General features: G+C 53.4%; 15 protein-coding genes. 9 read left to right on the plus strand and 6 right to left on the minus strand.

Annotated features, from left to right (window positions below; genetic code table 11):
• Window positions 1–25: 25 nt before the first annotated feature.
• Window positions 26–421, minus strand: coding sequence for a transposase (locus tag FBY13_RS11615; protein WP_063878003.1), 396 nt, complete (start codon window positions 419–421; stop codon window positions 26–28).
• Window positions 422–945: 524 nt separating this feature from the next.
• Here FBY13_RS11615 and FBY13_RS11620 point away from each other — a divergent pair.
• Window positions 946–2,202: a polysaccharide biosynthesis C-terminal domain-containing protein gene (locus FBY13_RS11620; RefSeq protein ID WP_096010464.1), complete on the plus strand. Its 1,257-nt coding sequence runs from the start codon at window positions 946–948 to the stop codon at window positions 2,200–2,202.
• A gap of 8 nt (window positions 2,203–2,210) precedes the next feature.
• On the plus strand, window positions 2,211–3,161 hold the full coding sequence (locus FBY13_RS11625; RefSeq protein ID WP_096010463.1) for an ATP-grasp fold amidoligase family protein: 951 nt from the start codon (window positions 2,211–2,213) through the stop codon (window positions 3,159–3,161).
• A 52-nt stretch (window positions 3,162–3,213) separates the two neighbouring features.
• Here the strand turns inward: FBY13_RS11625 and FBY13_RS11630 are convergent, their stop codons facing one another.
• Complete coding sequence (locus tag FBY13_RS11630) at window positions 3,214–3,495, minus strand: YjcB family protein (protein ID WP_063878006.1); 282 nt, start codon at window positions 3,493–3,495, stop codon at window positions 3,214–3,216.
• 246 nt (window positions 3,496–3,741) lie between these two features.
• Complete coding sequence (soxS, locus tag FBY13_RS11635) at window positions 3,742–4,167, minus strand: superoxide response transcriptional regulator SoxS (protein ID WP_063878007.1); 426 nt, start codon at window positions 4,165–4,167, stop codon at window positions 3,742–3,744.
• A gap of 164 nt (window positions 4,168–4,331) precedes the next feature.
• On the opposite strand from soxS, the gene soxR reads away from it, so the two are divergent.
• The 4 genes from soxR (at window position 4,332) to FBY13_RS11655 (ending at window position 9,029) form a co-directional block, all read left to right on the plus strand.
• The gene (soxR, locus tag FBY13_RS11640) at window positions 4,332–4,817 is read left to right on the plus strand and encodes a redox-sensitive transcriptional activator SoxR (protein ID WP_063878008.1); all 486 of its coding nucleotides are present in this window, start codon (window positions 4,332–4,334) and stop codon (window positions 4,815–4,817) included.
• 39 nt (window positions 4,818–4,856) lie between these two features.
• Window positions 4,857–5,522, plus strand: coding sequence for a glutathione S-transferase family protein (locus FBY13_RS11645; protein ID WP_063878009.1), 666 nt, complete (start codon window positions 4,857–4,859; stop codon window positions 5,520–5,522).
• Window positions 5,523–5,882: 360 nt separating this feature from the next.
• Entirely contained in the window at window positions 5,883–7,232 is a 1,350-nt protein-coding gene (locus FBY13_RS11650) for an NCS2 family permease (RefSeq protein WP_145394215.1), read from the plus strand.
• Between the two features lie 144 nt (window positions 7,233–7,376).
• Complete coding sequence (locus tag FBY13_RS11655; RefSeq protein WP_063878011.1) at window positions 7,377–9,029, plus strand: Na+/H+ antiporter; 1,653 nt, start codon at window positions 7,377–7,379, stop codon at window positions 9,027–9,029.
• A gap of 66 nt (window positions 9,030–9,095) precedes the next feature.
• Here FBY13_RS11655 and FBY13_RS11660 read toward each other — a convergent pair whose 3' ends face one another.
• Entirely contained in the window at window positions 9,096–9,998 is a 903-nt protein-coding gene (locus FBY13_RS11660) for a LysR family transcriptional regulator (RefSeq protein ID WP_145394216.1), read from the minus strand.
• A 100-nt stretch (window positions 9,999–10,098) separates the two neighbouring features.
• Here FBY13_RS11660 and FBY13_RS11665 point away from each other — a divergent pair, with 100 nt between their 5' ends.
• From FBY13_RS11665 to FBY13_RS11675, 3 genes are all read left to right on the plus strand, one after another.
• Window positions 10,099–10,524, plus strand: a complete 426-nt coding sequence (locus tag FBY13_RS11665) for a CidA/LrgA family protein (RefSeq protein WP_063878013.1) — start codon at window positions 10,099–10,101, stop codon at window positions 10,522–10,524.
• Window positions 10,517–11,212, plus strand: a complete 696-nt coding sequence (locus FBY13_RS11670) for an LrgB family protein (RefSeq protein ID WP_063878014.1) — start codon at window positions 10,517–10,519, stop codon at window positions 11,210–11,212. Before FBY13_RS11665 ends, FBY13_RS11670 begins: the two co-directional genes overlap by 8 nt.
• Before the next feature lie 185 nt (window positions 11,213–11,397).
• Entirely contained in the window at window positions 11,398–11,943 is a 546-nt protein-coding gene (locus FBY13_RS11675; protein WP_063878015.1) for a YfaZ family outer membrane protein, read from the plus strand.
• Between the two features lie 66 nt (window positions 11,944–12,009).
• On the opposite strand, the gene actP is transcribed toward FBY13_RS11675, so the two are convergent.
• Window positions 12,010–13,665 (minus strand): cation/acetate symporter ActP, encoded by a 1,656-nt coding sequence (gene actP, locus FBY13_RS11680; RefSeq protein ID WP_096010460.1) that lies wholly within the window; start codon window positions 13,663–13,665, stop codon window positions 12,010–12,012.
• Window positions 13,662–13,991, minus strand: coding sequence for a DUF485 domain-containing protein (locus FBY13_RS11685; RefSeq protein ID WP_063878016.1), 330 nt, complete (start codon window positions 13,989–13,991; stop codon window positions 13,662–13,664). The genes actP and FBY13_RS11685 overlap by 4 nt, the downstream gene beginning before the upstream one ends.
• Window positions 13,992–14,103: the final 112 nt, after the last annotated feature.

Genomic DNA, 14,103 nt, shown 5'->3' on the forward strand with positions numbered 1-14,103 from the left:
GCCATTAAAAGCCGTAATCTCACTATTAGCGGTTATCAGAACCGGCTGGGTAATGATAAACGCTACGGCTTATATCCAGTAAACGGCAGCTGCGCCGGGTTCCAACATCAAAAGTGCTCTGTAAGAAGTTGACCGCCTGACGTTTGTCATTCGTGGTGAAGAAGTTCTTCAGGACGCTTTGTAGCATTTCCTTATCCGAGTTGAGCGCATGCAGTTCGCGCGTCAGAGACTGAACTTGTTCTTCCAGTTCTTTGATTTTTCTGCCTTCTTCTGAAGATAACCCAGAGAACTTCTTCTTCCAGCTGTAGAAGGTTGCCTCAGAGATGCCAAGCTCCTCACAAATCTCTTTAACTTTAACGCCCGATTCAGAAGCTTTAATGGCATTTGTGATTTGATCTTCGCTATATCGTGACTTTCTCATAAATGCTCTTACCTTTCTTATCAATTAATGGATGAGAATTACTTTATTAACCTTTGGTACTGTATGATTTCATTGAGTGCCGTATTTAAATACGCACGTTAAATTGCGAGGGTTAAATTAAGATATTTAGAATAAATATCATCATGGGATAAATCTTATTTTATTCTGATCGGGATGCCGCGCCTTCCTGGCATGCGGTTTTTGATATAAATTCATCGCATCCCAAAGATAAAAAACGACTGTAAATTTGATATTCAACATTCCTTGACCTGTTTTATTATGGAAGGGTGGTTTTTGGAAACATTATTGATTTCACTTTGAAATCGTTTCCAATAGGCGGTATTCGGGCCAGGTATAATCAGAATTCTCCTGAATTCACTCGATAAAATAAGACCCGATTCTCATTTCCGAGCCGGACTGGCTTGATGTTTATAATTTCGCTTTGAAATTTAAGCGCTTATTACTTCGCCCCAGGGATGGGGATGCCGAAGCGGTAGAGGTAGAGTAATACTAAGGAATAGTTGATGAAATTGAGCGTAATGGCTAATGCCGCCTGGATGATGTCTGAAAAGATTATCTCCGTTTTTGGCGTCATTTTCGTGACGTCTTATGTGGCCAAATCCTTTGGTCCGACCCTATTTGGTCAGATGGCGTTTTCAACGTCATTATTTGCCATGGTGCAAACCATAGCCATATTTGGCACTGAAACTATTTTGTTTAAACGTGTCAGTAAAAATGCGACAAAAGCTTTACGTTTAATGCGCATTGCACGCACGTTGCGTATGGGTTTATTACTTCTTACCTCGGTGCCGGTATTAATTTGGGTTTGGTACAACATGCAGGAAAATTTCCTGGCATTTGCGCTGGCCTCATTTGTGGCGTCTGTTTTTGTCACGCAGGACACCTTTAGCGTCTACAACAACGCGCGTTTAGCTTCAAAGCTCAACGCCGTTGCGAATGCGGCTGGCATGCTGATGAGCTTTGCCCTGAGCTTTATCATTGCCTGGCTACGCCTTAACCCACTGTGGCTAACGCTGTCAGTGGTCACGGTGACGTTAGTGCCCTACGCCATCAAACGCTACGCCTTTTACCAGGCGCATCAGGATCGGCTCCCGCCGCCGGCGACGCGCACGCTGTATTTGCGTTACCTGATGTATGCCGGATTGCCGCTGGCGATTTCCAGCATCTTTATTTCTATACAGGTAAAAGCCGCGCAGATGTTTTTGGCAGGCATCGCGTCTGCACAAGAACTGGGCTTGTTTGCCGCAGCCAATACCATCGCCGCTTCATGGATTTTTATCCCGGTCGCGCTGATTACCTCGTGCTTCAGCGAAATTTTTCGGGCGCGCGGTGATGAAGCGATCAGGCTGACGGCGCGGCTCAATGGCTACGTGATGGCCGTGTCCCTGCTGATGCTGCTTATCGTTGCGTTGTTTGGCGAACAGATCATCACGGCGTTGTATGGCCCGGCGTTCAGGCAGTCGGGCCAGCTCATCACCCTGCTGTCGATAGCGACCAGCTTTTCGGCACTGGGAACCGTCGCGTATCGCTACATGGTGAAAGAAGGGGGCTTTGATTATTTACTGAAGAAAATCATTTGTCTGGTGATCATCAGCATGCCGCTTTCCTGGTGGCTAATTCAGGACTACGGCATTACGGGAGCCGCATGGAGCGTTTTTCTTTCAGAGCTCCTGTCCCTGACCGTCATGAATTATTTTTTTAAACACGGCGTTATTCAAAAAATCCAGGTTTCCTCACTGAACTACAAAACCTACAAATGAGGTCAAATATGCTCAAGTTAAAACAAGAGCTTAGAAGAAGTTTGCAGTACTTTATCAAGAAGATGCCCTGGACTTATCAGGATCGGATTTATTACTTCCGCAAGTTCAGAAGGCTTCCCAACCTGCATGAGCCAAAGGTCTTCAATGAAAAAGTGCTGTATCGCAAGTTCATCCATGGCGATTATCAGCTGTATGCACGCCTGTCCGACAAGTTTTCGGTGCGTGAATTTATTGCTGAGAAAATCGGTAGTGCGTACCTGATTCCCTTGCTGCACGACACCACCGATCCCACCACGCTCAACAACCTGACGCGCTGGAAGGGAACGGTGATTAAACCGAACCATGCTTCAAACATGGTAGAGATCGTGCTGGAGGAACCGAGTGCCCTTCGCAAGCAGCAAATCATTCATAACTGCTACACGTGGTTAAAAACGGATTTTGCCAGCGAAGCTCGCGAGATCCACTATCGCTACATCAAGCCACGCATTTTGGTGGAGCAGTACATTGGTGATGGCAAACAGGCACCGGTTGATTACAAGTTTCACATGTTCAATAAGCGTGATGGCAACTTTGAGTATGTGCTTCAGGTCATTTACAACCGCGGCCAGCCTCAGCTTTCGATGAACTTTTATGTGAACAACCTGAGCGAGGTGTTTCATAAAATTCGTGATACCGGGCTCGACGTTTCAACGGTTATGCCTTCGTTAGAGCAGGCACTGGCATTAAGCAAAACGCTGGCCAGCGACTTCGACTATGTGCGCGTGGACTGGTATATCCATGACCAACACATTTACTTCGGCGAGCTTACGTTTACGCCAGGCGCAGGCATGGTGACGGGGCTGGATAGCGGATTAGATCAGATGATGGGTGACATGTGGATTCAGGATCGTCGCGGAACGCAGAGGCCGGACGTAGAAGTGCAGGATATTGCGATTCCTGTCATGTTGAAGAAAATTTGACGTTACACAGCAATATAAAAAACCCCGCGTTGCGGGGTTTTTTATTGGTCAATCAGGGCATTTGCCAGTTAGCTGGCGCATGACTCATTACGTCAATAAAGACGTCTTTAGAGACGCTGAAAAAATGGTGTACGTTTTCCATACTCAGCGTGATGCCCATCAAGCCCGTCACAAACCAGCACGACATTCCCACGCCAACGCTGCCACAGATAAATGCCATCACGTGATGGCTATCCTGGCGAAGTCGGGTTTTTAACGTGCTGGCAAAGAACATCATTACAGCGCTCAACAATTCCCAGCGCATAACAAGAAAACTGGTGGTTAAGGTAGCCATCAATTTTGACCTCAAAATCGGAGATTACGCCTGACTGTCTGCGAGCATCACGTCGGCGGAAAAGTCTGTCAGGTCGGGCTCTTTCGTCGGCAACAAATGTCATAATGTGATGTGGATCACACTATAGCATTCGATTTTCCAATTTTGTACAAAATTTGTCTGGTTTTTCAGCAGAAGTGGGTGGCGGGTGCAGGGGAAGGAAACCTGAGAAAAGCGGTGTGCGCCCAGCCAGGCGCACGGTGATATTCAGCTAACCGGACAGCACTCGCCCATGGTGCGCTGGGTAAAGCTGGTCATATTGTCGCTGCAGTCAAAACTCATCAGGCGCGGACGCTGAATCGTCTGGCGGCGCATAGCATGGCGATAAGCCGTGGGCGTTTGGGAAAACTGGCGGCGAAACACCCTGGAGAAGGTCTGCTGCGAGTCATAACCATATTGCATCGCAATATCGAATACCGGGCGCTGAGTTTGCCGCAGCGCTTCTGCGGCCAGAGTCAGACGGCGTTCACGAATATAACCACCCAACGTTTGTTTCGTCACGCTACGGAACATACGTTGCAGATGCCATTTCGAATAGCCTGATTTCGCGGCCACTTCATCAATTGACAGGCTCTTATCCAGGTTTTGGTCAATCCAGTGTGTCAGTGAATGAATGATCTCTTCTTGTATCATGGCCTCATCCTTCTGGTGAATTTCCCCGTGCGTTCATGCTGCCTTTGCGCGCGAGTCGCGATGAAAATCGCGCCCGTTTGCTGGCGAATGACGTCGTGAGGGAGCGTGTCGTTCTGATGGGAAAAGAGTATAATTCCTCAAGTTAACTTGAGGTAAAGTGCCAAATGAAAAAAGATCGCAATTACCCAAAACCGGTGCTGACGCCGGGTGAAGTAGCGCGCCGCAGCGGCGTGGCCGTCTCTGCGCTGCATTTTTATGAAAGCAAAGGGCTCATCTTTAGCACCCGCAATAACGGAAATCAGCGACGCTACAGCCGTGATGTTCTGCGACGGGTCGCCATTATTAAAATTGCACAGCGCATTGGGATTCCGCTTGCCAGCGTCAGCGACAGCCTTGAAAACATGCCGGCGGATAAACGTATGTCGGCTCAGGACTGGGGCAATCTGACCCAGCACTGGCGCGACGAACTGGATAAGCGCATCGAAACGCTAACGCGCCTGCGTAACGATTTGGATGGTTGCATTGGCTGTGGATGTTTATCGATGCGTGACTGTCCGCTGCGCAATCCCGGCGATCGGCTGGGGCAGCAGGGGTCGGGCGCGGTACTGCTTGATCCTGAACAGGATGGTGCACTGCATAAGACAAGGTGACGTCTATACTTGCTGCATATTCACTGACAGGGAATCATGATGATCACCGTTCACCATCTTGAACAATCGCGCTCTCACCGGGTGCTGTGGATGCTGGAAGAGCTGGAAGTGCCTTACCAGGTCAAACGCTATCAGCGTGAACCCACGATGCTGGCGCCGGACGCGTTAAAAAAAGTGCATCCGTTAGGAAAGTCGCCGGTTATCACCGATGGCAATCGCGTGGTGGCCGAGTCCGGGGCGATCCTTGAGTATCTGGAAGAGAAGTACGACAGCGAAAGGCGGCTGCAGATCACCGACGAAGAGGCACGGCTGCAGGCGCGTTACTGGCTACATTACGCCGAAGGTTCACTGATGCCGCTGCTGGTCATGAAACTGGTTTTTGGCCGCCTCGGTAGCGCGCCTGTGCCGTGGTTGCTGCGTCCCATCGGTGCGGCGCTCGGCAAAGGCGTTCAGAAAGCCTGGCTGGATAAACAACTTACCTTGCATAAGCAGGTGATTGAAGATCACCTCTCGGTGCATCCGTGGTTTGCCGGTCAGCGTTTCAGCATTGCTGATGTGCAGATGAGCTTTCCGATTCTGGCGCTGAGCCAGCGCGCCGGACTGAAGGATGCCCCCGCCACGCAAAAATGGTTAACGACCGTGCAACAGCGTGCGGCCTGGCAACGGGCCATTCAGCAAGGCGGTGAAATTCATCTTTCGGGCTGATCGCGCACTATCCTGTCCTATCGGATGACGCCGCCCGGCGTCATCTTCGTCTGCTTTCTCGATAATGCGGCGTAATCATCACCGCATCCTGACGCACAGAATGTTACACGATAGTATCAAGAGCATCCCCGATGTTATCGACCTGATCTTTATAGCCAGGAATCCTCACAGAGCGGTTGAAAAGCGGCGGGAAAACGCCGGATAATCGGCCCCCTTTAAACGGGGGATGTACGATGCCCCGTTCTGTGCGGCTAAGTAAACGTTTGCCTTTTTGTCGGCAGCCTGTTGGCGATGACAGCTTTCAGGGAAGTCAGGGCGGTTACCGCGCGATCCAACAACAAAAATTTTTGAGGCTCAACTATGTCAATTGAATCACGCCCCGCCAGTGGAAAACTGGATGCCTGGTTCGCCATTTCGGCCCGAGGCAGTAGCGTGCGGCAGGAAATTGTCGCCGGGCTGACCACCTTTCTCGCCATGGTTTATTCGGTGATCGTGGTGCCTGGCATGCTCGGTAAAGCGGGGTTTTCACCTTCGGCGGTGTTTGTGGCTACCTGCCTGGTGGCGAGCGTTGGATCGATCATCATGGGGCTGTGGGCCAATTTACCCCTGGCCATTGGCTGTGCCATTTCACTGACGGCTTTTACGGCCTTTAGCCTCGTCCTGGGTCAACACATTAGCGTTCCGGTCGCGCTGGGGGCCGTGTTCCTGATGGGCCTGCTTTTTACCCTGATTTCCACCACCGGGATTCGCGCCTGGATCTTACGTAATCTGCCGATGGGCGTCGCCCACGGCACCGGCATTGGGATTGGCCTGTTTCTGCTGCTGATTGCGGCAGACAACGTTGGGCTGGTCGTCAGAAACCCGGCCTCAGGTTTACCCGTTGCGCTGGGCCATTTTACGTCGTTCCCCGTCATGATGTCTTTGCTGGGGCTGGCTGCGATTTTCGGCCTGGAAAAACGCCGTGTCCCGGGCGGCATTTTACTCACCGTTATTGCAATTTCTGCGCTGGGGCTGGCGTTCGATCCGTCCGTGCGCTGGCAGGGACTGTTTGCCTTGCCCAGCCTGCGTGATGCGCAGGGCGAGTCACTGTTATTCAGCCTCGACATCATGGGCGCTTTGCAGCCTGCGGTCTTGCCCAGCGTGCTGGCGTTAGTGATGACGGCGGTCTTTGATGCCACCGGCACGATCCGCGCGGTGGCGGGTCAGGCTAACCTGCTGGATAAAGACGGGCAAATCATTAACGGCGGCCGGGCGCTGACCACGGATTCCGTCAGTAGCCTGTTTGCCGGCCTTGTGGGTGCCTCACCGGCGGCCGTGTACATCGAGTCTGCCGCCGGGACGGCGGCAGGGGGCAAAACCGGCCTGACGGCCATTGTTGTTGGCCTCCTGTTTTTGCTCATTCTGTTTATGTCTCCGCTGGCTTATCTGGTGCCGGCGTACGCCACCGCGCCTGCGTTGATGTACGTTGGCCTGCTGATGCTGAGTAACGTGGCAAAGATCGACTTCGGTGACTTCGTTGATGCCATGTCTGGTCTGCTCACGGCGGTGATCATCGTGCTGACCTGTAACATCGTTACCGGCATCATGATCGGTTTCGCGACCCTGGTGGTGGGCCGTCTGTTTGCGGGTGAGTGGCGCAGGCTAAACGTGGGCACGGTGGTGATCGCCGTCGTGTTAGTCGCTTTTTATGCCGGAGGCTGGGCGATCTGACTGTTCAACCGGACGTGCCGCGGCATGTCCGGAATTATCCGCTTTTTGCTCGTTGAAGCACGCGTAGCTTTTCCCGCCCTCGCCAGTTTGTTTTACACTTTTAACCTAATGTTGATTCGAAGATAACTACCGCCTAAGGAAAGCATGGAAATCTTTTTTACTATTTTGATTATGACGCTGGTGGTCTCGCTCTCCGGGGTGGCTGCCCGTATTCTGCCTTTTCAGATTCCCCTTCCTCTGGTGCAGATCGCCGTCGGTGCGCTGCTGGCCTGGCCGACCTTCGGGCTGCACGTGGATTTCGACCCGGAACTCTTCCTCGTCTTATTCATTCCGCCGCTGTTATTTGCTGACGGCTGGAAAACACCGGTCAGCGAGTTCCTGCATTACGGGCGGGAAATCCTTGGCCTGGCGCTGGTGCTGGTGCTGATTACCGTTGTCGGTATTGGCTATCTGATTTACTGGACGGTGCCCGGGATTCCCCTCATTCCCGCTTTCGCCCTGGCGGCCGTGTTATCACCTACCGATGCCGTGGCGCTGTCAGGCATTGTCGGCGAAGGTCGTATTCCGAAGAAAATTATGGGAATACTGCAAGGCGAAGCCTTGATGAACGATGCTTCTGGCCTGGTTTCACTGAAATTTGCGGTCGCAGTGGCGATGGGCACCATGGTGTTTAGTTGGGGCGGAGCCAGCGTCGAGTTCCTGAAAGTGGCCGTGGGCGGCCTGATCGCCGGTGTCGCGGTATGCTGGCTCTACGGTAAATCGCTGCGCGTCCTGAACCGCTGGAGCGGCGGGGACGATGCTGCCACACAGATTGTCCTGCTGCTGCTGCTGCCTTTTGCCTCTTATCTGATTGCAGAACACCTGGGCGTTTCCGGGATTTTAGCCGCCGTCGCGGCCGGGATGACCATCACGCGCTCCGGTATTATCCGCCAGGCGCCGCTGACCATGCGACTGCGCGCCAACAGCGTCTGGCACATGCTGGAGTTTGTGTTTAACGGCATGGTGTTCCTGATGCTGGGCCTGCAGTTGCCCTCTATTCTGCAAAACTCGATTGACCAGGCAACAGCCGATCCCAATGTGGATATCTGGATGATTTTTGCGGACATCGTCCTGGTCTATGCGGCGTTAATGGTGGTGCGTTTCGGCTGGTTGTGGATCATGCAGCGTTTCAGCAAACGCTGGTTAAAAAAGAAACCGTTAGTGTTCTCCAGCTACTCGTTGCGTGAACTGCTGATTGCCTCTTTTGCGGGCGTACGCGGTGCCATTACCCTGGCGGGTGTGCTGTCTATTCCCCTGTTCCTGACCAACGGCCATCCTTTCCCGGCGCGTTATGAGCTGGTGTTTATCGCAACCGGTGTGATTCTGTTCTCGCTGCTGGTTGGCGTCATCGTTCTGCCGATGCTGCTGCGCGGTGTAGAGACGATCGATAAAAGCGCCCATCGGCACGAACTGCAGCATGCAAGAGCGGTGATGGCCGGTGTCGCTATCGAGAGTCTGCATAAGATGGAGGCGCGGCTTGAAAAGGAAACCGAAGAAAACATCGACCCTGAGTTACTGAAAGAGGTCAGCCTGCGGGTAATCGGTAATCTGCGGCGTCGCGCGGAAGGGAAAAACGATCTTGAGCACGCGCTGTTTGCCGAAAATCTGGAACGTCGTTTTCGTCTGAACGCGTTACGTGCCGAGCGTGCAGAGGTCTATCACCTGCGTGCGACTCAGCAGATATCAAACGAGACGATGCAAAAACTGTTGCACGATCTGGACCTGCTGGAAGCGCTGCTGATTGAGAAAGAAGAGTAATCTTCTTGTTATGCGCTCCCGTTCGCCCGTAACCTGCGCTCTGCGATTATCGGGCGGTCTGGGGCGCTAGACGGAAAGACGCGGCGCATTATCAGGCCAGTGTTCCCGGCAACACGCTATCCAGGCCCGCGCGCTGCGTGACAGGTAGCTGCCTTCACGCCAGATCAGCCCCAGATGCCACTGCAGCTCGGACTCCAGCGGAAGCCACAATAACGACTGCTTATCTAACCGCTGGCAAATGGGCTCCGGCAGTATCGCCAGGCCCATCTCCGCCTGCACCATGGTCGCCAGAAAATCCCATTGCCCGCTGCGTACTGCAATCTCAGGCGTGATCCCCTGACGCTGAAACGCTTTCATCAACTGGCGGTTCAGCGAAAACTCTTCATTAAAGATCAGCAAAGGATGAGAGGCCAAATCGCTCAGGCCAAGCTGCGTGCGCTGCAGCCAGGGTGCCTGACGTGGCAGTAGCACACACAGCGGATGCTGCATAAGCGATAAGGTTTCGAGGGGCAACTCGGCATCAACGGGGAGCGCCGTCAGGGCAATATCCAGCGTGCCCGCCAGCACCGCTTCCTGAACCGTTAAGCCGCCAAACTCAGCAATACTGAGTTCCACACCCGGATAGCGACGGCGAAACGCCGAAACCGATCCGGCAATCTGCATGCCCACCATCGGGGGAATGCCCAACCGCAGCTTGCCGGTTTTCAGCTGATTGATATCGCCTATCTCGGCCTCAAGCTGATGAAACTCTTGCAGAATAGCCAGCCCGCGCTGATAGACCGCTTGCCCGCTATCCGTCAGGTGCAGACGTCGCCCATCACGAATGAGCAGTGCGCAGTCCAGCTCCTCTTCCAGCTGGCGCACCATTTTGCTGATCGTAGGCTGTGTCACGAACAGCTTTTGTGCAGCACGGGTAAAACTTTGCTGACGTACCACTTCGGTAAAGTAACGCAACGCGCGAACGTCCATAACTATTCCTTTCTGGCATGATTTGAATAATTTTAATTCATTTTTTTCACAGTACCTCGTGATTCTATACTGAGCGCATTAACTTGATGGGAGAAAAACGATGGCACTGGCATTGCGCCGCCTGAACGTCGGCAGGCTGCAACGGCTCAGCTTACCTTTACAGCTGGTGCTGTTTATCTCGGTTTTTATCGCCAGCGAGCAACTGGTGAACTGGCTGCACCTGCCACTGCCTGCCAACATTGTCGGTATGCTGCTGATGTTGATGCTGATTGCGTTACGCATTTTACCGCTGCGCTGGGTGAAAGCCGGTGCAAGCTGGTTGCTGGCAGAGATGCTGCTGTTTTTTATCCCGGCGGTGGTGGCGGTGGTGAATTACGCTGACCTGCTGCAGATGGAAGGCTGGCGGATTTTGGTGGTGATTGCGGTCAGTACGCTACTGGTGCTGGCGGCGACGGCCCTGGTGGTCGATCGCCTGTACCGTTTTGAAGTCACGCGCGCGGCGCGTAAGCAGGGCAATAATGCATAATCTGCTCATCAGTCTGTTATGTGCCGCCGTCACGCTGGTAATTTATTACCTGAATAAACGGCTGTATCGTCGCTGGACAACGCTGTTACTGATGCCGCTGGTCATGACACCGCTCATTCTGGTGACGCTGCTGTTGCTGACCCATATCAGCTGGCAAAACTATATTGCGGAAAGCCACTGGCTGCTGTGGTTACTCGGCCCCGCGACGTTAGCCTTTGCGGTGCCGGTCTACGAAAATCTGGACGTGATTAAACGCCACTGGTTATCGCTGAGTGCGGGCGTGTTAACTGCCACAACGGTGTCGATATGCAGTTCCGTATGGCTGGCGCGTTTACTGAATTTACCGGAAACCATTCAGCGCAGTCTCGCCGTGCGATCCATTACCACACCTTTCGCGCTGGCGGCGGCAAAGCCTATGGGCGCGCAGCCCGATCTGGTGGCGCTGTTTGTGGTTGTGACCGGCGTATTTGGCATGGCGGTAGGGGATGTACTGTTCCTGCGCATCGCGATCAAACAGGGCGTGGCGAAAGGCGCTGGGCTGGGCGCCGCCTCGCACGGTGCCGGTACGGCACGCGCCTACCAGTTGGGGCCGCAGGAAGGCGTGGTTTCAAGCCTGGTGATGATGTTGTCTGGCGTCGTTACCGTCATACTGGCTCCGTTTATCGGGCACCTGATGTGGGCGCACTAAGGTAAGTCTGCGCCGGATACGGTTGACCCAGATAACGACTGTTCTCTGCGTAATTCACAGCGACTTGTCCTTTTTGGCACAAAATGACATCTCTTTTTACGTAAAGCTTTCCAAATTTAGTTGTCACCTCATTTCAGACTGCTACCCTTGATGCGGAATTATTTGACCCTTCATGGAGTAGAATCATGTTTAAGCAACTTGTCACTGGAAGCGCTCTGAGCTTCATTATGCTGAGCGGCGCCGCGCAGGCCATCGAAGGCAGCGTTGATGTTGGCGAGCACAGCACCAACCTTAATCTCGGTTTGGGCACGACGTCGCCGGGCCTGTTCCTGAACGGCAACTGGTTGCGTAGCGATCATGACGGCAGCACCTATGGTGCGGGTCTGGGTTACAACGTTGATGTCGGCGATCTGCGACTGGCGCCAACCGCAAAGGCGATTTTTACCCATCCTGAAGACGGGAAAGACGGATTTGCGGTGGCGCTGGGCGGTAGCGCACAGTACAGCTTCAACAGCATGTGGGGTCTGTACGGTCAGTATTATTATGCGCCGGAAGGCCTTACCGATCATCTCGACAGCTACCAGGAAGCGAGCGGTGGTGTGAGCTTCACGCCGATCTCTCTGCTGAACCTGCGCGTGGGTTATCAGTATATTGAGCTGAATAACAAAGGCGGTCGTAAAGATAACGTACTCGTTGATGGTCCGTACGTAGGCGCGTCACTGCGCTTCTGATGTCGGCTTGAGAAAAAGGGCAGTGACCTTGCGGTCACTGCCCTTTTTTATGCTCAGTCAACGCGGTTAGTGCGCTTTGCCTTTCTCAATACCGGCACCGGTCTGGGAGCGAATAAACTGCGCCCGGAAGCGTGATCGCTCTTCTGCACCCTGTTGCGAATGGTCAGTAACAGAAAACAGCCAGGTGCCCACAAAGGCGATAGTGATAGAGAACAGGGCCGGATACTCATAAGGATAAATGGGCGACGCATGTCCCAGCACCTGCACCCAGACGGTTGGGCCAAGAATCATCAGCACCACGGCGGTGATCAGCCCTAACCAGCCGCCGACCATTGCGCCGCGCGTGGTCAGTTTTGACCAGTACATGGACAGCAGGATGATCGGGAAGTTACAGCTGGCCGCAATCGAGAATGCCAGCCCGACCATAAAGGCGATGTTCTGCTTTTCGAACAGAATGCCAAGGGCGATAGCCACAACCCCCAACACCAGCACCGTAATTTTTGAAACCCGCAGCTCGTCGCGCTCGCTGGCCTGTCCTTTACGGTAGACGCTGGCGTACAAATCATGAGAAACCGCCGAGGCACCCGCCAGCGTCAGACCGGCAACCACCGCCAGAATGGTGGCGAATGCCACTGCTGAAATAAAGCCCAGGAAGGTGCTGCCACCGACTGCATCCGCCAGGTGCACCGCCGCCATATTGGTACCGCCGATCAGTGCGCCGGAGGCATCTTTGAAGGCCGGATTAGCCCCTACCAGCAGAATGGCACCGAAACCGATAATAAAGGTCAGGAAGTAGAAGTAACCCATAAAACCGGTGGCCCAAAACACGCTTTTACGCGCCTCTTTGGCGTCGGCAACGGTAAAGAAGCGCATCAGGATATGCGGCAATCCCGCTGTGCCGAACATCAGTCCCAGCCCCAGCGACAGGGCGGAAATCGGATCTTTCACCAACCCGCCAGGCTGCATAATGGCTGCGCCTTTCGGATGTACCGCCATCGCCTCGGTAAACAAGGTATTGAAGCTAAACCCGGCGCTTTTCATGACCATAATGGCCATAAACGTGGCACCAAACAGCAGCAGAACGGCTTTGATGATCTGTACCCAGGTGGTCGCCAGCATGCCGCCAAACAGCACGTACATCACCATCAGAATGCCCACCAGGATAACGGCAACGTGATAATTCAGGCCAAACAGGAGCTGGATCAGCTTACCTGCACCGACCATCTGCGCAATCAGGTACAACGCGACGACGACCAGTGAGCCGCAAGCCGACAAAGTACGAATCGGTTTTTGCTTCAGGCGATAAGAGGCGACATCGGCGAAAGTATAGCGACCCAGATTACGCAAGCGCTCGGCAATCAGGAACAGAATCATCGGCCAGCCCACAAGGAAGCCCAGCGAATAGATTAAGCCGTCATAACCCGAGGTATACACCAGGGCCGAAATACCCAGAAAGGAGGCTGCGGACATGAAGTCACCCGCCATGGCCAGGCCATTCTGAAAGCCGGTGATGTTGCCGCCAGCGGTATAGTAATCGCTACGTGAGCGGGTTCGCTTCGACGCCCAGTACGTAATACTTAACGTGGCACCGACGAAAATCACAAACATGACGATCGCCTGATAATTGACGGGCTGTTTCTGCACCGCACCGGTGATGGCATCGGCAGCCAGAGCAGAAAAGGGCAGCAGCGCTGCCAGCATCCACAGCATAAGACGAATCATAGTTTCACCTCGCTGAGGATGGCTTTAGTCAGGCGATCAAACTCGCCATTTGCGCGCCAGACGTAAACGCCTGTGAGTAAAAAAGAGATGACGATCAACCCCACCCCGAGCGGGATGCCGCGCGTCACATTGGTACCGGCATACAGGGGCGTACCCAGCCAGCCAGGGGCAAAAGCAATAAGCAGAATAAAGCCGATATACAGCACCAGCATGATTATCGACAGCAGCAGGGCAAAGGACTGGCGCTTGTGTACCAATTCCTGAAAGCGAGGATTACTTTCAATTTGTTGGTAGATCCTTTCCTGTTCGGGCAGGGCATCATTCATCACATTATCTCCAGAAGCATGCAGGCGTGGACCTCACGCAAGCGCGTGAATTAGTTATATTTTTGTGACTACAGAAACACACTACGTAGGGAAGTGGTGGCGGAAAGCCTGA

It is taken from the genome of Pantoea sp. SJZ147 (assembly GCF_007828605.1).
GTDB classification, from domain to species: Bacteria; Pseudomonadota; Gammaproteobacteria; order Enterobacterales; family Enterobacteriaceae; genus Pantoea; species Pantoea allii.